This window comes from Pseudomonas sp. HC1(2025) (assembly GCF_058742075.1).
In genome coordinates, this window is the sequence record NZ_CP196017.1 from 3512132 (window position 1) to 3531581 (window position 19450).

Annotated in this window: 18 protein-coding genes; 9 read left to right on the forward strand and 9 right to left on the reverse strand. The window is 63.6% G+C overall.

All coding sequences use genetic code 11. The features are described from left to right. The first annotated feature begins 1 nt into the window (after nucleotide 1). Nucleotides 2-271, forward strand: a complete 270-nt coding sequence (locus tag ACSSVH_RS15680) for a DUF3325 domain-containing protein (protein ID WP_169957351.1) — start codon at nucleotides 2-4, stop codon at nucleotides 269-271. Between the two features lie 825 nt (nucleotides 272-1096). Here the strand turns inward: ACSSVH_RS15680 and ACSSVH_RS15685 are convergent. From ACSSVH_RS15685 to ACSSVH_RS15720, 8 genes are all read right to left on the reverse strand, one after another. After that, nucleotides 1097-2164: an NAD(P)-dependent alcohol dehydrogenase gene (locus ACSSVH_RS15685; protein WP_169954705.1), complete on the reverse strand. Its 1068-nt coding sequence runs from the start codon at nucleotides 2162-2164 to the stop codon at nucleotides 1097-1099. 233 nt (nucleotides 2165-2397) lie between these two features. Next, nucleotides 2398-2904 (reverse strand): GNAT family N-acetyltransferase, encoded by a 507-nt coding sequence (locus tag ACSSVH_RS15690; protein ID WP_169954706.1) that lies wholly within the window; start codon nucleotides 2902-2904, stop codon nucleotides 2398-2400. A 59-nt stretch (nucleotides 2905-2963) separates the two neighbouring features. Further along, nucleotides 2964-3974, reverse strand: a complete 1011-nt coding sequence (locus tag ACSSVH_RS15695) for a PLP-dependent cysteine synthase family protein (RefSeq protein ID WP_492633434.1) — start codon at nucleotides 3972-3974, stop codon at nucleotides 2964-2966. Between the two features lie 37 nt (nucleotides 3975-4011). After that, entirely contained in the window at nucleotides 4012-5133 is a 1122-nt protein-coding gene (gene hisC, locus ACSSVH_RS15700; protein ID WP_492633435.1) for a histidinol-phosphate transaminase, read from the reverse strand. 14 nt (nucleotides 5134-5147) lie between these two features. Continuing rightward, on the reverse strand, nucleotides 5148-6539 hold the full coding sequence (locus ACSSVH_RS15705; RefSeq protein ID WP_492633436.1) for an MATE family efflux transporter: 1392 nt from the start codon (nucleotides 6537-6539) through the stop codon (nucleotides 5148-5150). Next, the gene (locus ACSSVH_RS15710) at nucleotides 6527-7531 is read right to left on the reverse strand and encodes a hypothetical protein (RefSeq protein ID WP_222931753.1); all 1005 of its coding nucleotides are present in this window, start codon (nucleotides 7529-7531) and stop codon (nucleotides 6527-6529) included. Before ACSSVH_RS15710 ends, ACSSVH_RS15705 begins: the two co-directional genes overlap by 13 nt. Nucleotides 7532-7554: 23 nt before the next feature. Beyond that, nucleotides 7555-8901, reverse strand: a complete 1347-nt coding sequence (locus ACSSVH_RS15715; protein ID WP_492633437.1) for an alanine racemase — start codon at nucleotides 8899-8901, stop codon at nucleotides 7555-7557. 4 nt (nucleotides 8902-8905) lie between these two features. Continuing rightward, nucleotides 8906-11068, reverse strand: a complete 2163-nt coding sequence (locus tag ACSSVH_RS15720; RefSeq protein ID WP_492633438.1) for a TonB-dependent siderophore receptor — start codon at nucleotides 11066-11068, stop codon at nucleotides 8906-8908. Between the two features lie 174 nt (nucleotides 11069-11242). Between ACSSVH_RS15720 and ACSSVH_RS15725 the strand changes: the two genes are divergently transcribed. After that, a complete protein-coding gene (locus ACSSVH_RS15725; protein ID WP_492634721.1) occupies nucleotides 11243-11611 on the forward strand; it encodes a cupin domain-containing protein in 369 nt (122 codons plus the stop codon). Here the strand turns inward: ACSSVH_RS15725 and ACSSVH_RS15730 are convergent. Continuing rightward, the gene (locus ACSSVH_RS15730; protein ID WP_169954712.1) at nucleotides 11608-12171 is read right to left on the reverse strand and encodes a cupin domain-containing protein; all 564 of its coding nucleotides are present in this window, start codon (nucleotides 12169-12171) and stop codon (nucleotides 11608-11610) included. The genes ACSSVH_RS15725 and ACSSVH_RS15730 overlap by 4 nt on opposite strands. Before the next feature lie 92 nt (nucleotides 12172-12263). On the opposite strand from ACSSVH_RS15730, the gene ACSSVH_RS15735 reads away from it, so the two are divergent. From ACSSVH_RS15735 to ACSSVH_RS15765, 7 genes are all read left to right on the forward strand, one after another. Then, nucleotides 12264-13163, forward strand: coding sequence for a DMT family transporter (locus tag ACSSVH_RS15735; protein WP_492633439.1), 900 nt, complete (start codon nucleotides 12264-12266; stop codon nucleotides 13161-13163). Nucleotides 13164-13293: 130 nt separating this feature from the next. Further along, nucleotides 13294-16221: a monovalent cation/H+ antiporter subunit A gene (locus tag ACSSVH_RS15740; RefSeq protein WP_492633440.1), complete on the forward strand. Its 2928-nt coding sequence runs from the start codon at nucleotides 13294-13296 to the stop codon at nucleotides 16219-16221. Beyond that, nucleotides 16221-16565: a Na+/H+ antiporter subunit C gene (locus ACSSVH_RS15745; protein ID WP_005789164.1), complete on the forward strand. Its 345-nt coding sequence runs from the start codon at nucleotides 16221-16223 to the stop codon at nucleotides 16563-16565. Before ACSSVH_RS15740 ends, ACSSVH_RS15745 begins: the two co-directional genes overlap by 1 nt. Beyond that, on the forward strand, nucleotides 16562-18244 hold the full coding sequence (locus ACSSVH_RS15750; protein WP_169954715.1) for a monovalent cation/H+ antiporter subunit D: 1683 nt from the start codon (nucleotides 16562-16564) through the stop codon (nucleotides 18242-18244). The genes ACSSVH_RS15745 and ACSSVH_RS15750 overlap by 4 nt, the downstream gene beginning before the upstream one ends. Then, nucleotides 18241-18729 (forward strand): Na+/H+ antiporter subunit E, encoded by a 489-nt coding sequence (locus ACSSVH_RS15755; RefSeq protein WP_169954716.1) that lies wholly within the window; start codon nucleotides 18241-18243, stop codon nucleotides 18727-18729. Before ACSSVH_RS15750 ends, ACSSVH_RS15755 begins: the two co-directional genes overlap by 4 nt. Continuing rightward, nucleotides 18726-19004, forward strand: a complete 279-nt coding sequence (locus tag ACSSVH_RS15760) for a K+/H+ antiporter subunit F (protein ID WP_038440496.1) — start codon at nucleotides 18726-18728, stop codon at nucleotides 19002-19004. The genes ACSSVH_RS15755 and ACSSVH_RS15760 overlap by 4 nt, the downstream gene beginning before the upstream one ends. Further along, on the forward strand, nucleotides 19001-19369 hold the full coding sequence (locus tag ACSSVH_RS15765) for a Na+/H+ antiporter subunit G (protein WP_169954717.1): 369 nt from the start codon (nucleotides 19001-19003) through the stop codon (nucleotides 19367-19369). The genes ACSSVH_RS15760 and ACSSVH_RS15765 overlap by 4 nt, the downstream gene beginning before the upstream one ends. Nucleotides 19370-19450: the final 81 nt, after the last annotated feature.

Sequence of the window (19450 nt, forward strand, 5' to 3'; positions counted from 1 at the left end):
GATGGTGTTGATAGTCGCGTTATTACTGGCCTGCGCGGGGATGGTGGGGTTGTGCCTTGGGTTGGAGCGCCATTACCAGCAACTCATGCGGCGCCTGCCCTCGCCGATGCTGCGACGTGGCCTGCGAGTGCTGGGCTGGGGGATGCTGGCGGCGAGTCTTGCCGTCAGCGTACTGGGTTGGGGCTGGGCCATGGGGCCGGTGGCGTGGTTCGGCTTGATGTCGCTGGCTGGGCTTGGCGTGGTGTTTCTGTTGCCGTATAGCACCCGTTGATTACCCAAAAAAACTTGTGGGGGGTGGGTTTGTGTACATATCCGTTGCTGCGGTCATGGCCACTTAGGGTTCCGCCCTTACGGCGGGTCACTTTCGAAAAGCGCGAAAGTAACCAAAGCGCTCTTGCCCCACCACTCGGTGCCTCGCCTAGGCTCGGCATGCCCGCAGTCAGGCATTGCTCCGTGGGCCCGCCGCGATCGGCCATCCATGGCCGTGTCGCGGCTACCCCGGCATCCTGCCGGGGTGCCCACTGCGCAATACCTGCCTGCGGCCATCGTGGTTTGACGGGGCACCCAAGATCAAAAGCCAGATCAAAACCAGGGCAACAGCAGAGCCAGAGCGCGAAGCTGCATTCCCCTGTAGGAGCTGGCTTGCCTGCGATGACGCCCGAAAGAACACATCAGAGTATCTGGTATTCATTCGTCATCGTTAACGACCATCGCGGGCAAGCCAGCTCCTACAGGGGTACGCGTACGCTTCGATGATCAGGTCGGCTGTCAGGCCGCCTCGCTTAGCTTGTGAAGGCGCCCCGTTAAACCACGCTGGCCGTCATCCGATATTGATTTGGGGGGGGTAACCCGGCAGGACGCCGGGTTAGCCGCGCTGGGCCAGGGATGGCCCATCGCGGCGGCCCCCCAAATCAATGTCGGATGACGGGCACACCGAGCCTAGGCGAGGTGCCGAGTGGTGGGGCAAGAGCCCTTTTGGTTACTTTTGGCTGGGCCGGCACTCCGGGCTCTTTTCCAAAAGTGACCCGCCGTAAGGGCGGAACCAATAGCCGCCATGACCGCAGCAACGGATATGTACCCAAACCCAGCCCCCACATCAGACCGCCTGGATCTCGCGCTTGAGGCTATCCATGTCGATCACAAAGCGATACTTCACATCACCCTTGAGCATGCGCTCATAAGATTCGTTGATGGCCTGGATATCAATCATCTCAATCTGCGAAACGATCCCGTGCCGGGCGCAGAAGTCCAGCATGTCCTGGGTCTCCTGGATGCCGCCAATCAATGACCCCGCCAGGCTGCGGCGCTTGAAGATCAGGTTGAACACCGAGGGCGATGGGTGCGGGCTGTCCGGCGCGCCCACCAGGGTCATGGTGCCGTCGCGCTTGAGCAGGTTGAGGAACACATCCAGGTCGTGGGGCGCGGCCACGGTGTTGAGGATGAAGTCCAGGCTATTGGCGACCTTGGCCATTTCGTCGGGGTTCTTCGACACCACCACTTCGTCGGCCCCCAGGCGCAGGCCGTCTTCGCGTTTGTTGGGCGAGGTGGTGAACAACACCACATGGGCGCCCATGGCATGGGCGATCTTCACCGCCATATGGCCCAGGCCGCCAAGGCCGACCACGCCGACTTTCTGCCCAGGGCCGACCTTCCAGTGGTGCAGCGGCGAATAGGTGGTGATGCCGGCACACAACAGCGGTGCCACGGCCGCCAATTGCGCCTCGTCGTGGGAGATGCGCAGGACGAACTGCTCCTTGACCACGATGTTGTCCGAATAGCCGCCAAAGGTGTTTTCGCCGCCAAACACCGGACCGTTGTAAGTGCCGGTAAAACCGTTCTCGCAGTACTGCTCCTCGCCTTCGGCGCAGGATTCACAGTGCTGGCAGCTGTCGACCATGCAGCCGACGCCGGCCAGGTCGCCGACCTTGAAGCGGCTGACATTGGCTCCCACCGCCGTCACCCGGCCGACGATTTCATGGCCCGGCACCGACGGATAGAGCGTGTTGTGCCACTCATTGCGTACGGTGTGCAGGTCGGAGTGGCAGACCCCGCAATAGAGGATATCGATCTGTACATCGTCGGCCCCGGGGGCGCGGCGCTCGAAGGTATAGGGCTTGAGGGCATCCTTGGCGTCACGGGCGGCGTAGCTGTAAGTCTTGGCCATTGCGGTCACCTCTTTGCGTCGACATTGAAGGTCAGTTGACCAGCATAGCCGCCCAAGCGTTCAACCGAAGTAAATCAGCGGTACTTCAAACAAACACAGACCCTCTGTGGGAGCGGGCTTGTCGGATCGCCGCATCGCCGCGAAGACGTCGGCCCAGCAAACACTGATGTTGACTGACCCACCGCTTTCGCGAGCAAGCCCGCTCCCACACAAGCCCACACACAAGGCCACGGTCAGTGAACCATCGCCCGGGTCACCAAAAAGCTCAGCAGTTGCGGCTCGTCATCCAGCTCAATGGCCTGCACCGGGCGCGGCAGGTTATCCAGTACGCTGCGCCAGAACGCCTGGGACACCTCGTCCTGGTCATAAAAGCGCACCAGCCAGTCGGCCTCGCCGCTGGTCAATACCTGGGTGGCCAGTGCTCGGCCTATACCCTTGCGCCGATAGCGTTTCAAGATAAACAGGTCAGCCAGTTCCAGGGCGTTGATCCCCGGCAGTTCGCTGCGCTCGATCAGCAGGAATCCGGCGATGTAACCATCCACCAGCAATAGATTGGCGCTCCATTGCGGGTCTTGCCAGTAGCGCGACAGGTGTTCTTCATGGATGTAGAAGCGGCCGTCCTGTTCGACGTCCTCTTGCTCCCAATCCGAGGATTCATAGGCATAGAACTGGTAGAGATTGCAGATCAGTTCGGCCTGTTCAGGGCCGGTCTGGATCAGTTCGACAGTGGTGTCACTCATGGCGGGGCTCACGCGGGCGGGGCGCCACAGTAGCGAAGGGTGGCGCCCCAGGCAAGCCGCTAGGCCTGCTGCTTGAGCAAGGGCTGCGTGCCCAACCACTGTTCCAGTTCGCGATGCACCTGCGGCGCCAGCAGTTGCCGGTCGGCCATCCATTGGTCGTTGAACACGGTGTCGAGGTACTTTTCGCCGCCATCGCACACCAGTGCCACGATCACGCTCTGGGCCGGGGCGTGCCGCGCCTCGCGCAGGGCCTGGTAGACCACTCCACCTGCCGAGCCACCAAGCAGCAGGCCGTAGTGCCGTGCCAGGTAGCGCGCGGTCTCAAAGGCCTGGGCATCACTGACGGTGAGGCCTTTATCAATCAGTTCGTAGTCGACCACGGCACCGATTTCCGCGCCCTCCGGGGTGCCGGTGCCGGACTGGTGATACGGCGCCCCGGGGCCGCCGAAGATCACCGAGCCGCAGGGCTCGACACCGATCACTTGCAGGCCGTGGGCATGGCGTTTCAACGCACGCGCGGTGCCGCACAGCGAGCCGCCGGTGCCCACGGCGCCCACCAGGTAGTGGATTTCAGCGCCGAGCACCGCACGCAGTTCTGCGGCCAGTTGCGTGTAGCCGTTGGCATTGGCCGGGTTGTGATGCTGGCGGGTCCAGTAGGCGCCCTGCTCCGTGGCGATACGCTCGGCGGTGGCATCGCGGTCGGCGGTGGCCAGCCCGCCACCGGGGTCGCCGACCCGCACCAGTTGCGCACCAAAGGCTTGCATCGCCCGCAGTTTGTCGGGGCTGGCGTGTTCGTCGACCACGGCGGTGAAGCGATAGCCGCGCTCGGCGGCCAGCAGCGCCAGGCCCAACCCGGTGTTGCCTGAGGTCGACTCGACAATCCGCCCACCCGGCTTGAGCTGCCCGCTGGCCTGCGCCTCGTCGAGCATTTGCCGGGCCATGCGGATCTTGGCGGTACCGGTGGGGTTGAATTGTTCCAGCTTGAGCAGCACGCAACTGCCGTTTTCGGTGACGCACAATTTGAGCAGCGGCGTATCGCCGATCAGCTCGGACAGGCAACTCTTGATCATGACAACCTCTGGGCAGTATGAAAAACCGGCTCGGCGCTTACCCGGCCAGGGCCGCGACGGCGCGTTGCAGGCTGGCGAGAAACGCCTGGTTTTGTTGGGCCAGGCCCAGGGACACGCGGATAAAACCGGTGTACCCCGGCTCGCGCCAGGCCTTGACGATGATCCCGTCCTTGAGCAGTTCGTCGACCACTTCCAGGGCGTTGCAGGCGGTGTCGATAAACAGGAAATTGGCCTGGGACGGCGCCACGCGAAACCCCGCCGCCTGCAACCCCTCGGTCAGCCGTTGGCGCTCGATGGCGACAAATTCACGACTGCGCGCCACGTGTTCCTGATCGAGCCAGGCAGCCTTGGCGACCTCCTGGGCCGGTTGATTGACGTTGTATGGCGTGCGCACCCGGTGCAGCGCATCGATCAGGCTTGGGTGCGAGGCAATGCCATAGCCGATCCGCAGCCCCGCCAGCCCATACGCCTTGGAGAATGTGCGCAGGACGATCCACGGCCGCGACTGCGCGCCGAGGATCGCCAGGGCATCGGCGCCCTGCTCGACGAATTCGAAGTACGCCTCGTCGATCACCAACAAGGTGTCGGGGTGAGCGGCGGCGATCAGTGCCGTCAGCTCAGCGCTGGACAGCGCGGTGCCCACCGGGTTGCAGGGGGTGCTCAGCATCAACAGCTTCGCCGGTTCCTTGAGGGCCGTGGCCCAGGCGTGCAGGTTGAAGCTGAAATCCGGGTTGAGCGGCACCTTGTCCAGCATCGCGCCCATCATCAACGGCAGGCTTTCATGCAAGCTGAAGCAGGGTTGCTGGGTGACCACCCGGTCCTGGGGATCGAGCAGTGCCAGGCACAACAGCTCGAGGATATTTTCCGAGCCATTGCCGAGGATGATCCTGGCCGGATCCACATCCAACTGGCCGCCGATCAAGTGGCGCAATGCCCGGCCAGTGGGGTCGGGGTAGCGCTCCAGCCCTGCCCCGCCCTGGCGTGCGAGCATGGCCGCGGCAGCCGGCGACATGCCCAGCGGGTTTTCGCAGTTGGACAGCTTCGTCACCATTGGCGTACCCATCTGGCGTGGGTCGGCGCCCGCGTCATACAGGGGCAAGCGCCGCACACTGGGCCGCACCAGCGCCTCGATGCGCTGTGCGGGGTTGTCTTGATGCATGGAACACCTCCTGGTCATGACAGTGCGATAGCGCCCGCGCGGTCCAGCGCGTTGAGTTGGCGTTCAAACGAAACAATCAGCAGCAACGCCGTGGCCGCCAGGCCTATCGCCAAACCGGCCCACACGCCAAAGATCCCGTAGGGGCTGACAATGCCCAGCAACCAGGCGGCGGGCAGCCCCACCAGCCAGTAGCCGAACAGGGAAATGCGCAGTGGCCCCGCCGTATCGCCGATGCCGCGCAGGATGCCGTTGCCGATGTTCTGGCTGGCGTCGAACACCTGCAGGACGATGGCGATCAACAAACCGGTGGTCGCCAGGCGCACCGCATCCAGGTTGTTGGCGTGTTCGGTGCTGATAAACAGGCCGATCACCTGTTCGGGCAGCAGTGCGTAGGGAATGGCAAACAGCAGCATGACTAGCAGCCCCAGCCCCAGGCCCAGGCGCCCCAGTTGCCGCGCGCGCTGATACTGCCCGGTGCCGCAGGCCTCGCTGATGTGGATCGAGGCGGCATGGGAGATACCCGCCGAAAACATGAACACGATGTAGATGATCTGGTTGAGCACGGTCTGCGCCGCCAGCGCTTCCATGCCCAGGGTGCCGATCAGCAGGGTCAGCACACTGAAGAACCCGGCCTCGCTGGCATAGGTCCCGGCAATCGGCAGCCCGAGCTTCCACACCGCCTTGATCGCCGCCGGCGAAAAACTCAGGTGCGAAAGCTTGAAGTAACCGGCCAGGCGCCGATGGGTCAGTACCACCGCGAAGAACATCAGGAACGACAGCAGGAACACCACGGCGCTGGTGATCGCCACCCCCGCCAGCCCGTAGGCCGGGACGCCGAACTTGCCGAACACCAGCACGTAGTTCAGCGCCGCCGTGAGGAAGATCGACACCAGGGTGATCGCCAGCAACGGCCCGGGGAATTTCAGGCCCACGGTAAAGTGGCGCAGCGCCTGAAACCACAGGCAAGGCAGCAGGCCGGGAGCAATGATCAGCAGGAAATCCATGGCATTGGCTACCACGCTGGCATCCTGGCCCAGCCAGGTCAGCGGCTGGCGCAACCCCAGCAACACCCCCATAAACACCAGGCCACTGACGGTCGCCCAGAACAGCCCCGCCACCAACAGCGCCCGCACCTGGGCTTCATCGCCCTGGGCATTGGCCTGGGCCACCAGGTTGCTGACGCCGGTGACCAGGCCGGTGCCGGTGGTGCGCAACTGGTTGAACAGCGCGATGGCCAGGCCGCCGGCGGCCAGCTCCTTGGCACCCAGCATGCCGAGCACCACGATGTCGATGGTGGTCAGGGCCACGTAGGCCAGGTTGGTCAGGATCAGCGGCAACGCCAGCAACAGCAGGGCCCGGCTGTCGGCGCGCCACGCGCCGGGTTGTGCGGCAGTCAGGCCGACCATAGTTGGACCCTCTGCCCACGGTTCTGCGCCAGGGCGCGGTCGGCCATCAGGCGGCCGAGGGCGACGTCAGTCACCACCATGCCGCTGTTGTAGGCGAACACCACATCGCTTGGATCGCGACGTGCGGGCGCCAGGCCCAGGAGAATGTCCGGCAGTTCGGCGTCTACCTCGGGCAGGCTGCCGTCGGCGGCGGCCAGGTCGGCGCTGGTGACTTGCATCTGCGCGGTGTCGGTGGCGATTAGGTAATCGGCGCCGTGCAGCACGTCGGCGTCGATGCCATAGCCGACCAGCACCGCCACGGCGCCCGGCTTGAGCCACGCCCGCTGCACTTGCTGGCGTGCCGAAAGCCCGGCCACGCCAAGGATGATATCGGCCTCGCCCGCCGCCGCCGGCAGGTCATCGACCACGATCACGTCGCGCAGCGGGTAGTGTTTGCGCAGGTTGTCCTGCACCGCGCGCAGGCCCTCGGCGTAGTGCCCGTAGACATACAAACGCTCCAGGTCCGGCATGGCCGCGAGCAACATGGGCAACGCCACCTGGCCCTGCACGCCGGTACCGACCACCAGGGCACTGCGGGCATCCGGGCAGGCGGCCCGGGCCATCAGCGCCGAGGTGGCCGAGGTGCGCAGCGGGCCGAGCTTGACCACGTCCATCAAGGCAATCGGGCGGCCGGTGCGGTCATCACACAGGAAGATAAACGAGTGGAACTGATAGGCGTCGCGAGCGCGCTGCGGGTCATGCTCGTAGACCACCTTGAAGCCCACGGTGTGGCTGGCGCCATCGCGGCCGACCATCGAGTAGCTGATGGAGTGGCGGTCCGCAGGTTCGACAATGGTCTTGAGCGGGTTCTGCGAGTCGCCGCTGCGCAAGGCCTTGTACGCCTGCTCGACCACCTGCAGCACTTCACGGTAACTCACCCCCAGGTCTTCGAGCGCAGCCTGGGGCAGCACCCATAGGTCGGCGGGGGCTGCGGGTTTATTCAAACTGTTCACTCGGGGCTCCTTGTTGAATGCGCTCAAGCCAGGCTGTCCAGCTTCCAGCGCAGGTAGGGGTTACGCAGCTCCAGCACCACTTTGTGTGGCAATGGCGCTTCGTGAAACGGCGACTCGTTGGAATCCATCTGATAGCCGGCGGTATTGAGGTAGATAAGCAAGTCACCCGCCTGGATCGGGTAGTCGAAGGCGACTTTGCGCCAGGTCAGCATGTCCGACTCCAGGCAGGTGGACCCGCCAATACACGCGACAAAAGGCGACCGCGACCGTGGCGAGGCCGGCACCAGCAGCGGGTCGGGCAAGAATTCGCTGTTGAACCACTGCTCGGAGAGGTTGAAGCTGCTGCCCTGCACGGTGACCTGGGCATAGCCGTCGCAGGCCGTGCGGTCCTTGACGCCCTGCACGCGGAACACGCTGATACCGGCCTGGTCGAGCAAGGCGCGGCCGGGTTCGATGATCAGCCGCACGCCCTGTTCGATGACCTTTTGCGCCAGGCTCAGGCCGGGGCCCACGGGCGTGGCGAGGACATCGTCAAGGGCCTCGGCGCCGGCGCGTGGCGCACCATAGGGATAGAAGCCGGCGAAGCCCTTGTCGCTGTGGTAGCGCTCGGCGCAGTCCTCGGCCATAAACGCCTGCCACTGCGCCGGGTCGACATAGCGCACGGCAAAGCCACCGCCCAGGTTGACCGTGCGGCAGTCGTCCAGCTCACTGGCCTGGCACAGGTCGACCAAGTGGCTGGCGACGTGCGCACGCTGCGCGGTGTCATAGCCACCAAGGTGAAAGGAAAAGCCTTGCAGATCCAGGTTCGCCACATGCTTGCGGCAAAACACCAGGGCCTGGTCACACTCCCGTGGATTGAGGCCGAAGCGGCTGTGGGGCTGGCTGGCAGGGCAATAGCGCAACAACAGGCGCGCCCGTTGGCGCAGGGATAACGCCAATTGCTGGATACGCAGCAACTCCTCCAGCGAATCCACCGCCAGCAGGCACTGGTGACTCAAACTCAACCCAAGTAATTGATCGCTTTTACGCGGCCCGGACACGCCGATCTCACGGCCGGCCACCCCGCCCGCCAGGGCCTTTTGCAGCTCGCCGACGCTGGCCACATCCAAGCCAATCGCACATTGCGCGCAGGCCTGGGTAAAGCAGTTGGCCTTGTTGGCCTTTTTGGCAAACAGCAGGCTGCCGCGCACCTGGGCCTGGGTAAAGCTGTGCTGGAAGGCTTCGACATTGGCGTGAAATACCTGCGGGCACAGCAAGTGCAGCGGCGAGCCAAGACCATCGACCAACTCGGTCAAGGTACCCGCGTGCCGCTCAAGCAGGCGCTCGACCCACAGGTGGCGCAGGCCGGGCAATGAGCTGGAATACATCATGGTTCTAGAACTCGAACTTGGCCGACAGGAACACTTCGCGCTCGCGCCCCACATCCAGCCCGCCCTGGTAATAGGCACTGGCGTAGTAGTACTTGTTGGTCAGGTTCTTGCCGTGCAGGCGGTAGGTCACCGGGGTATCCGCCAGTTTCGAGCGGTAGCTGATACCGGCGTCGAGCAAGGTGTAGCTGGGGATGTAGCCGCTGTTCTGCGCATCCACCGGGCGGCTGCCGACGTAGCTGACGGTGCTGTCCAACGACAGGCCGGGCACAGCGGCCACGGTGTACAAGGCACCGACCGCGCCTTTCCACTTGGGCACGCTTTCGGTGCGTTTGCCGTCCACGGTGACGTCATCCACATCTTCCATGCGCGTGGCCAGGTAGGCGGCGTTGGCGCTGAGGGTCAGGGCGTCGGTGACGCGATTGGACAGGGTCAGCTCGGCGCCACGGTGGTGGAATTCACCGTTACTCACATAAGTGTTGCTGGTGTTCAGGTAACTGGCCTTGCGCCGGATATCGAACACCGCCAGGCCCAGGTTCAGGCGATCATTGAGGTCCAGCTTCAGGCCCACCTCGTATTGCTGGGACTCGATGGCGTCGGTGGGCTGGTTGGCGTTGGTCGCGTTATAGGGGGCGTAGTCGCCTTTTTCAAAGCCTTTGGAGTAGCTGACGTAAGTCATCACGCTGTCCCAGGGCCGGTAGATCAGCGCAGCGCTGGGCACGAATACGTCATGGCTTTGCGAAGGCGCGATGGCCGAGAGTTGATCCGCGCGGTACCAGATATAACGCCCGCCGAGCATCACCTGGAATTGCTCGGTGAGGGAAATCAGGTCGCTGGCAAAGACCGAGGTTTCCTTGATGGAAGACACAAAATCGGTGGGCCGTTCCGGGCCGAAATGCCACTTGGGCGGATTGATCGGATGGCGGATATTGCCCACCGATACATCGCCGATACCGATGCCGGGAGTGCCGCTGTCCACCGAATCCCAGAACGGGCTGACGTCCTTGAACTGCTTGTAGCCGGTGCCGAAGAACACGTCGTGATAGATGTTGCCGGTGGCGAATTTGCCGGCCAGGTACGACTGCAGCGACCAGGTGCTGAACACTTCGCCACGGGACACGTAAAAGTCGGCCGAGCCGATATCGCCGTTGGGCTTGATCCCGAACAGGTCGTTATAGCCGCCGTGGCGCTCGACCCGCGAGTAGTTGCCCTGGGTCACGGAGGTCCAGTTGTCGTCCAGTTCGTACTCGAACTTGGCGTCGAGGTTGGCGCCTTCGGTCTGGTGGCGGAACCAGGAGCCGGTCAACAGATCGCGGCGATTGACCTTGGGCGGCAGCACATAGCTGGACGGGTCCAGCGGGTTGGCGCGACCACTCTGGTCAGCACGCAGCAACGGGTCGGAGACCGTGGACTTGCGCGACCAGTCGGCATTCAGTTGCAACAGCGCGCGGTCGCTCAGACGCAAGTCGGTGGCCAGGCCGATAAACTTGCGCTCCATGTCGCGGGCATGATCGAAGTCGCCGTTTTTCTCGTAGCCGGCATTCAGGCGATAGCCAAAGGCGCCATCGTTGAACGAATCGCTGGTATCAATCGCCACGTAGCGGCCGAGCAACGAGGAGCCTTGCACGCTGACATTGAGCAGCGGCTCCAGGGTCGGGCGCTTGAGGATGTAGTTGATGGTGCCGCCCGGCGAGTTGAAGCCGTAGAGGAAACCCGACGGGCCCTTGAGCACGTCGATGCGCTCGACGTTTTCCAGGGGCACGTCGTGGTGCGGGGCCAGGGTCAGGCCATCGCGGCGGATGGTGTTGAAGTTGTCCATGGCAAAGCCGCGCAGGCGGAAGTTGTCAAAGCCGCTGCCGCCCGACGAACTGAGCACCGAAGGGTCGAGGCTCAGCACATCCACGGCGGTGCGCGCGGAGCTGTCGGCGATGGTCTTGCTGGAGTAGCTCTGGATGGCCAGGGGGATCTCCATGGCATCCTTGGCGCCGAAGCCACCGGCGTTGACTTCCAGGGCCTTGTTCAGCGGCGCACTGACCCGCGTGGCTTCAAGCTCGGTGACCGACTCTTCACGTTCCTGCGCCGCGACGGCGGGCAAGCCGGTGAGCGAGGACATCAGGCCTACTGCCAACAACGTCGAAAACCCTGGAGCTACCCCGTGCAACTGGTTCATCTGCAATCCCTTGAGCCGAAAATAAACGTATCGACCTCAAGCCCGGCAACACTTGAGAATCGATCTCAAGAGATACAATATAACGTTTCTTTTAACCTGACAATCGCACGATCATTCAATACCCGTTCTCACGTGGCACTTAATGTCAGGCTTCGATCACCTGAGATGACTGCCATGCCCTCCTACACCGCCATCAACTTTGCGCACAAATACAGCCTGTTCAGCGAGCAATGGACACCCAAGGTCATCGCGCAGATGAACGACTACCAATTCAAGGTAGTGAAGATCGAGGGGGATTTTATCTGGCACAGCCACGCGGACACCGACGAGACCTTTATCGTCCTCGAAGGCGCGCTGCGCATTGATTTTCGCGATGGCGCGGTACAGATCGGCACCGGCGAGATGTTTGTGGTGCCCAGGGGCGTCGAGCACAAACCGTATGCCGAAGGCGAGGTGAAGTTGCTGCTGGTCGAACCCTGCGGCGTGTTGAACACCGGCAACCAGGGCGGCGAGCGGACCCAGCAGAATGATGTGTGGATCTAGATCACCACGTTGCGGATAAAGCGCACCGCCACAGGGCCCTCATTGCGATAGGCATGGGGCTGGTGGCTGGGAAACATAAAGAACTCGCCGGCGGCGATGGTGGTTTCGACGTCATCCACTACCAGGGTCAGGCTGCCCTCGAACACGAACAACTGCTCGCTCCAGCCTTCCAGGTCTGGGTCCGGGCAATAGCGATCGCCCGGTTCCAGGCGCCATTCCCATAGCTCCACCTCACGCCGGGCGGTGGCCTTGGCCAGCAATACGGCCTTGCTGCCATCGATCTCACCGGCCCAGGCCAGTTCGTTGATGCGGCTGTGGTCACGGGCGTCGGGGGCCTGGATCAGGTCGCTGAAGGCCACGTCCAGGGCTTCGGCCACGCGGTCGAGGGTGGACAGGCTGACGTTCTTTTCACCCGCCTCGATGGCCACCAGCATGCGCCGGCTGACCCCGGACTTTTCTGCCAGGGCTGTCTGGCTCAGTTCGGCGGCGTGGCGCAGGCGTCGAACGTTCTGGCTGACGTGCTGCAGGACCGAGGCCCGTTGCGGATTTTCTTTGTGCACTATATTGCTCACTCGGTGGGGTTGCGCAGTATACTGCCCAGCTGCGGCGCATTGTGCGTTCCGCGCCCTTCCTGTGCAAGACCAGAGCCGCCATGACCACCTCGACCGCCTCCCCATTGTTTTCCCGCTTCAGCAAAGCCGAATGCGTGCTGGTGCTGATCACCATGATCTGGGGCGGCACGTTTATCCTGGTGCAACATGCCATGACCGTCAGCGGGCCGATGTTCTTCGTCGGCTTGCGCTTTGCCGCGGCGGCACTGGTGGTCGGCTTGTTTTCCCTGCGCAACCTGCGTGGCCTGACACGTTTTGAGCTCAAGGCCGGCGTGTTTATCGGCACCGCGATCATGTTTGGCTACGGCCTGCAAACCATTGGCCTGCAGACCATCCTCAGCAGCCAGTCGGCGTTTATCACCGCGCTCTACGTGCCCTTTGTACCGCTGCTGCAATGGCTGGTGCTGGGACGGCGCCCGGGGTTGATGCCGAGCATTGGCATCATGCTGGCCTTCACCGGCCTGATGCTTTTGACCGGACCGGCCGGCGCATCGTTGAATTTCAGCCCCGGCGAAATCGCCACTTTGATCGGTGCTATCGCAATTGCCGCCGAAATCATCCTGATCAGCGCCTATGCCGGCCAGGTGGATGTGCGCCGGGTGACCGTGGTGCAACTGGCCACCGCCTCGTTGCTGTCGTTCCTGCTGGTAGTGCCCACGGGCGAGGCATTGCCGGACTTTTCCTGGGTACTGCTGTTCAGCGCCGTGGGCCTGGGCCTGACCAGCGCGGTGATTCAACTGGCGATGAACTGGGCGCAGAAAAGCGTCTCGCCCACCCGCGCCACCCTGATCTATGCCGGTGAACCGGTGTGGGCCGGGATAATCGGGCGGATTGCCGGCGAGCGTTTCCCGCCGATTGCCATGCTCGGCGCGGTGTTGATTGTGGCGGCGGTGATTGTCAGCGAGATAAAGACGCGGGAGCAAAAGCCCGTTTCCCTATAGGAGCCGGCTCCTACAGCGCGACAGATAGGGGTTTTCGGTCCATCTTGTAGGATCCTGCCACAGGTTGCCGTTTGGTAATCCGGTTTCCGGCACGTATGATGCATCCCAAACCACCGCAGATTAGAAGCCTATGTCCCTGATAGTTCTACTGCTTCTGCCTTTCATCGGCAGCTGTCTGGCGGCCTTGCTGCCGCATAACGCACGTAATACTGAATCCCTGCTGGCCGGCCTTGTGGCTCTGGTCGGTACCGTACAAGTCGCCCTGCTCTACCCCCAGATCGCCGACGGTGGCGTGATCCGCGAAGAATTTTCCTGGCTGCCCAGCCTGGGCCTGAACTTTGTGTTGCGCATGGATGGCTTCGCCTGGCTGTTCTCGATGCTGGTACTGGGCATCGGTAGCCTGGTGTCTTTGTACGCCCGCTATTACATGTCGCCGGATGATCCGGTGCCGCGTTTCTTCGCGTTTTTTCTGGCGTTCATGGGCGCGATGCTCGGGTTGGTGATCTCCGGCAACCTGATCCAGATCGTGTTTTTCTGGGAACTGACCAGCCTGTTCTCGTTCCTGTTGATCGGCTATTGGCACCACCGCTCCGATGCGCGCCGGGGGGCCTATATGGCGCTGATGGTCACCGGTGCAGGCGGGTTGTGCCTGCTGGCGGGGGTCATGCTGCTCGGCCATGTCGTCGGCAGTTACGATCTGGACCAGGTGCTCGCCGCCGGTGACCAGATCCGTGCCCACTCCCTCTACCCCATCCTGCTGACGCTGATCCTGATCGGTGCCCTGAGCAAAAGCGCGCAATTCCCCTTCCACTTCTGGCTCCCCCACGCCATGGCCGCACCGACACCCGTGTCGGCCTACCTGCACTCGGCCACGATGGTGAAGGCCGGCGTGTTCCTGCTGGCCCGCCTGTGGCCCTCGTTGTCGGGCAGCGAAGAGTGGTTCTGGATGGTCGGCGGTGCCGGCGCCCTGACCCTGTTGCTCGGCGCGTATTGCGCGATGTTCCAGAACGATCTCAAGGGCCTGCTGGCCTACTCCACTATCAGTCACCTGGGCCTGATCACCCTGCTGCTGGGCCTCAACAGCCCGCTGGCCGCCGTCGCCGCCGTGTTCCATATCCTCAACCACGCTACGTTCAAGGCCTCGCTGTTCATGGCCGCGGGCATCATCGACCACGAAAGCGGCACCCGCGATATCCGCAAGCTCAGCGGCCTGGTGCGCCTGATCCCGTTTACCGCGACCCTGGCCATGGTCGCCAGCGCCTCCATGGCCGGGGTGCCGTTGCTCAACGGCTTCCTGTCCAAAGAGATGTTCTTCGCCGAGACGGTATTCATCTCCTCGACCCAGTGGGTGGAAATCGCCCTGCCGGTGATCGCGACCATCGCCGGCACCTTCAGCGTGGCCTATGCCTTGCGCTTCACCGTGGATGTGTTCTTCGGCCCGGCCGCCACCGACCTGCCGCACACGCCCCACGAACCGCCACGCTGGATGCGCGCACCGGTCGAGTTGCTGGTGTTTACCTGCCTGCTGGTGGGGATCTTCCCGGCCCAGGTGGTCGGTGCGATCCTCGCCGCTGCCGCCCTGCCGGTGGTCGGCGGCGTGTTGCCCCAGTACAGCCTGGCGATCTGGCACGGCTGGAACGCCCCGATGATCATGAGCCTGGTGGCCATGACCGGCGGCGTGGTCCTGTACCTGCTGCTGCGCAAGCAACTCAAGCGCGGGCGCTTCAAGTACCCGCCGATCATCAGCTACTTCAACGGCAAGCGCATGTTCGAGCGCTGCCTGGTGGTGATGATGCGTGGCGTGCGCAAGGTCGAGAAACGCATCAGCACCAAGCGCCTGCAGACCCAATTGTTCCTGCTGGTGCTGGTGGCGGTGATCGCCGGGATGATCCCCATGCTGGGCAGCAGCCTGAGCTGGGGCGACCGGCCGAAGATCCCTGGCTCCATCGTGTTCGTCACCCTGTGGCTGCTGGCGATTGCCTGCGCCCTGGGCGCCGCCTGGCAAGCCAAGTACCACCGGCTGGCGGCCCTGACCATGGTCAGCGTGTGCGGCCTGATGACCTGCGTGACTTTTGTCTGGTTCTCCGCGCCAGACCTGGCGCTGACGCAACTGGTGGTCGAGGTGGTGACGACGGTATTGATCCTGCTGGGCCTGCGCTGGCTGCCACGGCGGATCGAAGAGGTCTCGCCACTCCCCAGTTCGTTGCGCAAGGCGCGCATTCGCCGCTTGCGCGACTTGCTGCTGTCGACCGTGGTCGGTGGCGGCATGGCGCTGTTGTCCTATGCGATGCTCACCCGCCAGACCCCCAACGACATTTCCTCGTTCTACCTCAGCCGCGCCCTGCCTGAAGGCGGCGGCAGCAATGTGGTGAATGTGATGCTCGTGGACTTCCGGGGCTTCGATACTTTGGGCGAAATCACCGTGCTAGGCGCCGTGGCCTTGACGGTGTATGCGCTGCTACGGCGCTTCCGCCCGCCCAAGGAAAGCGAGCAACTGCCCGCGCAACAGCGGCTGTTGGCGCCGGACGTGGACACCGACCTGGTCAACCCACGCCAGGCCAGCGACACCGCCCTGGGCTTTATGATGGTGCCCGCGGTGCTGGTGCGCCTGCTGCTGCCGATTGCCCTGGTGGTGTCGTTCTACCTGTTCATGCGCGGCCACAACCAGCCGGGCGGCGGTTTTGTCGCCGGGCTGGTGATGTCGGTGGCGTTTATCCTGCAATACATGGTCGCCGGTACCCAGTGGGTCGAGGCGCAGATGAACCTGCGGCCGATGCGCTGGATGGGCTTCGGCCTGTTGTCGGCAACCTTGACCGGGCTTGGCGCGCTGTTCTTCGGCTACCCGTTCCTCACCACCAGCACCCTGCACCTCAGCTTGCCGGTGCTGGGCGACATCCATATCGCCAGCGCGCTGTTTTTTGACGTGGGTGTGTACGCCATGGTGGTCGGCTCGACCCTGCTGATGCTCACCGCCCTCGGCCACCAATCGGTGCGGGCCCATAAACCCGGCAACCAGGCGAAAGCCGCCGCCACGCCACCACAAGGAGCTGCTGCCTGATGGAAGAAGTCATCGCAATTGCCATTGGGGTCCTGGCGGCCTCCGGCGTCTGGCTGGTGCTGCGGCCACGGACGTTCCAGGTGGTGATGGGCCTGTGCCTGTTGTCCTATGGGGTCAACCTGTTCATCTTCAGCATGGGCAGCCTGTTTATCGGCAAGGAACCGATCATCAAGGACGGCGTGCCCCAGGACCTGCTCAATTACACCGATCCCCTGCCCCAGGCCCTGGTGCTGACGGCGATTGTGATCAGCTTCGCCATGACCGCGCTGTTCCTGGTGGTGCTGCTGGCGTCCCGGGGCCTGACCGGCACTGACCATGTGGACGGCCGGGAGCCCAAGGAATGAGCTGGATGAACCAACTGATCATCGCGCCGATCCTGCTGCCGTTGCTGACCGCTGCGCTGATGATGATGCTGGGCGAGAAACACCGCCCGCTCAAGGCCAAGATCAACCTGCTGTCGAGCATGACCGGCCTGGGCATCGCGATGTTGATGCTGTACTGGACGCAGCAAGGCGGCCCCGCCTCCATCGGCGTCTACCTGCCGGGCAACTGGCAGGTGCCGTTCGGCATCGTGCTGGTGGTGGATCAACTGTCGGCCCTGATGCTGGTGCTCACCGGGATCATCGGCGTCAGCGCCCTGCTGTTCGCCATGGCCCGCTGGGACCGCGCCGGCACCAGTTTCCATGCGCTGTTCCAGATCCAGTTAATGGGCCTCTACGGTGCCTTCCTCACCGCCGACCTGTTCAACCTGTTCGTATTCTTCGAGGTGCTGCTGGCCGCGTCCTACGGCCTGATGCTGCACGGTTCGGGCCGGGCGCGGGTGTCGTCGGGGCTGCATTACATCTCGATCAACCTGCTGGCTTCGTCGCTGTTCCTGATTGGTGCGGCGCTGATCTACGGGGTCACCGGCACCCTGAATTTCGCTGACCTGGCGCTCAAGATCCCGCTGGTCCCGCAAGCCGATCGCGGCCTGCTGCATGCCGGCGCGGCGATCCTCGCCACCGCGTTCCTGGCCAAGGCCGGCATGTGGCCTTTGAACTTCTGGCTGGCGCCGGCCTACTCCTCGGCCAGCGCGCCGGTAGCGGCGATGTTTGCGATCATGACCAAGGTCGGCGTGTACACCGTGTTGCGCCTGTGGACCCTACTGTTTTCCGGGCAAGCCGGCGCCTCGGCGCTGTTTGGCGGCGACTGGCTGGTGTACGGCGGCATGGCCACCATCCTCTGCGCCGCCCTGGCGATGCTCGCCGCCCAGCGCCTGGAGCGCATGGCCAGCCTGAGCATCCTGGTCTCGGCGGGCATCCTGCTGTCGGCGGTAGGCTTCGCCCAGCCCAGCCTGACGGCCGGCGCGCTGTTCTACCTGGTCAGCTCGACCCTGGCGTTGAGCGCGCTGTTCCTGCTGGCCGAACTGGTCGAACGCTCGCGCTCGGCCAACGAGCTGCCCCTGGACGATGAAATCGAAGTGTTGCCACGGCCAGTCGAATCCCTGCACCCGCCCAAGGGCACCAACCTGGACGATGAGCAAAAGGCCGTGGTCGGCCAGGTCATCCCGTGGACCATGGCGTTCCTGGGCCTGAGCTTTATTGCCTGCGCCCTGCTGATCATCGGCATGCCGCCGCTGTCGGGGTTTATCGGCAAGCTCAGCCTGCTCAGCGCGCTGATCAACCCGCTGGGCCTGGGCCAGGCCGTGGATGCGCCGATTCGCCCGGCAGCCTGGGGCCTGGTGGCGTTGTTGATATTCTCGGGCCTGGCCTCGCTGATCGCTTTTGCGCGCCTGGGCATCCAGCGCTTCTGGACCCCAGAAGAGCGGCCCTCGCCGCTGCTGCGCCGCTTTGAGTGCATCCCGATCTTCGTCTTGCTTGGCCTGGCGATTGGCCTGACCTTCAAGGCAGAAATGCTCATGCGCTTTACCCAGGACACTGCCGCCAGCCTGAACAACCCCGAGCACTACGTCATGGCCGTCATGGCCACGCGCCCGGTGCTCAGCCCGCAAGCCCAGGCCGCCGCCGTGGAGGTGCAGCCATGAAGCGCCTGTTCCCTGCCCCGTTACTGTCATTGGCGTTGTGGGTGCTGTGGCTGGTGCTGAACCTGTCGATCAGCCCCGGCAACCTGCTGCTGGGGGCGCTCCTGGGCCTGCTCGCGCCGCTGATGATGGCGCCGCTGCGCCCACTGCCGGTGCGTATCCGCCGCCCAGGGGTGATCATTGGCCTGTTTTTCCTGGTCGGGCGCGATGTGATCATCTCCAACCTGCACGTGGCGTGGGGCGTCTTGACCTGCGGTACACGGCCGCCGCGCTCGCGCTTTGTCAAAATCCCCCTGGACCTGCGTGACGCCAACGGCCTGGCGGTGCTGTCGATGATCACCAGCGTGACCCCCGGCACCGTGTGGTCGGAACTGGCCCTGGACCGCAGCATCCTGTTGCTGCACGTGTTCGACCTGGATGACGAAGTGCAGTTTATCGAGCACTTCAAGCAGGCCTACGAACGGCCCCTGATGGAGATCTTCGAATGAGTGCCCTGCTCGCCAATGCGATCCTGTTGAGCCTGTTCCTGTTTTCCCTGGCCATGGTCCTGACCCTGGTGCGCCTGTTCAAGGGCCCCTCGGCCCAGGACCGGGTCCTGGCCCTGGACTACCTGTATATCCTGGCGATGCTGATGATGCTGGTGCTGGGCATTCGCTATGCCAGTGATACCTACTTCGAGGCGGCGCTGCTGATTGCGCTGTTCGGCTTTGTCGGCTCGTTTGCCTTGGCCAAATTCCTGCTGCGTGGTGAGGTGATCGAATGATCAATGTCAGTGAACTGCCACTGTGGGTGGAAATTATCGTGGCGATCCTGCTGCTGCTCAGCAGCCTGTTTGCGTTGATTGGTGCGCTCGGGCTGTTGCGGATGAAGGATTTTTTCCAGCGCATGCACCCACCGGCGCTGGCTTCGACCCTCGGCGCATGGTGCGTGGCGCTGGCGTCGATTATCTACTTCTCGACCCTCAAGTCCGGGCCGGTGCTGCATGGCTGGTTGATCCCGATTTTGCTGTCGATCACCGTGCCGGTAACCACCCTGTTGCTGGCGCGCACGTCGTTGTTTCGCAAGCGCATGGCGGGGGAAAATGTACCGGCCGAGGTCAGCAGCCGCAGGGCTGACAGCGGTAGCTGATCCCTCTGAATGTACGCGGTAAACAATGTGGGAGCGGGCTTGCTCGCGAAGGCCGTGGGTCAGTCAACATCAATGTTTGCT

Excerpts from the sequence above, each read along its gene's own strand:
- ACSSVH_RS15740 (WP_492633440.1), top strand. The coding sequence starts at position 13,294 with ATGTCCCTGATAGTTCTACTGCTTCTGCCTTTCATCGGCAGCTGTCTG.
- ACSSVH_RS15680 (WP_169957351.1), top strand. The coding sequence starts at position 2 with ATGGTGTTGATAGTCGCGTTATTACTGGCCTGCGCGGGGATGGTGGGG.
- ACSSVH_RS15705 (WP_492633436.1), bottom strand. The coding sequence starts at position 6,539 with ATGGTCGGCCTGACTGCCGCACAACCCGGCGCGTGGCGCGCCGACAGC.
- ACSSVH_RS15690 (WP_169954706.1), bottom strand. The coding sequence starts at position 2,904 with ATGAGTGACACCACTGTCGAACTGATCCAGACCGGCCCTGAACAGGCC.
- ACSSVH_RS15720 (WP_492633438.1), bottom strand. The coding sequence starts at position 11,068 with ATGAACCAGTTGCACGGGGTAGCTCCAGGGTTTTCGACGTTGTTGGCA.
- ACSSVH_RS15725 (WP_492634721.1), top strand. The coding sequence starts at position 11,243 with ATGCCCTCCTACACCGCCATCAACTTTGCGCACAAATACAGCCTGTTC.
- ACSSVH_RS15765 (WP_169954717.1), top strand. The coding sequence starts at position 19,001 with ATGATCAATGTCAGTGAACTGCCACTGTGGGTGGAAATTATCGTGGCG.
- ACSSVH_RS15735 (WP_492633439.1), top strand. The coding sequence starts at position 12,264 with ATGACCACCTCGACCGCCTCCCCATTGTTTTCCCGCTTCAGCAAAGCC.
- hisC (WP_492633435.1), bottom strand. The coding sequence starts at position 5,133 with ATGCATCAAGACAACCCCGCACAGCGCATCGAGGCGCTGGTGCGGCCC.
- ACSSVH_RS15750 (WP_169954715.1), top strand. The coding sequence starts at position 16,562 with ATGAGCTGGATGAACCAACTGATCATCGCGCCGATCCTGCTGCCGTTG.
- ACSSVH_RS15715 (WP_492633437.1), bottom strand. The coding sequence starts at position 8,901 with ATGATGTATTCCAGCTCATTGCCCGGCCTGCGCCACCTGTGGGTCGAG.
- ACSSVH_RS15745 (WP_005789164.1), top strand. The coding sequence starts at position 16,221 with ATGGAAGAAGTCATCGCAATTGCCATTGGGGTCCTGGCGGCCTCCGGC.
- ACSSVH_RS15685 (WP_169954705.1), bottom strand. The coding sequence starts at position 2,164 with ATGGCCAAGACTTACAGCTACGCCGCCCGTGACGCCAAGGATGCCCTC.
- ACSSVH_RS15760 (WP_038440496.1), top strand. The coding sequence starts at position 18,726 with ATGAGTGCCCTGCTCGCCAATGCGATCCTGTTGAGCCTGTTCCTGTTT.
- ACSSVH_RS15755 (WP_169954716.1), top strand. The coding sequence starts at position 18,241 with ATGAAGCGCCTGTTCCCTGCCCCGTTACTGTCATTGGCGTTGTGGGTG.
- ACSSVH_RS15695 (WP_492633434.1), bottom strand. The coding sequence starts at position 3,974 with ATGATCAAGAGTTGCCTGTCCGAGCTGATCGGCGATACGCCGCTGCTC.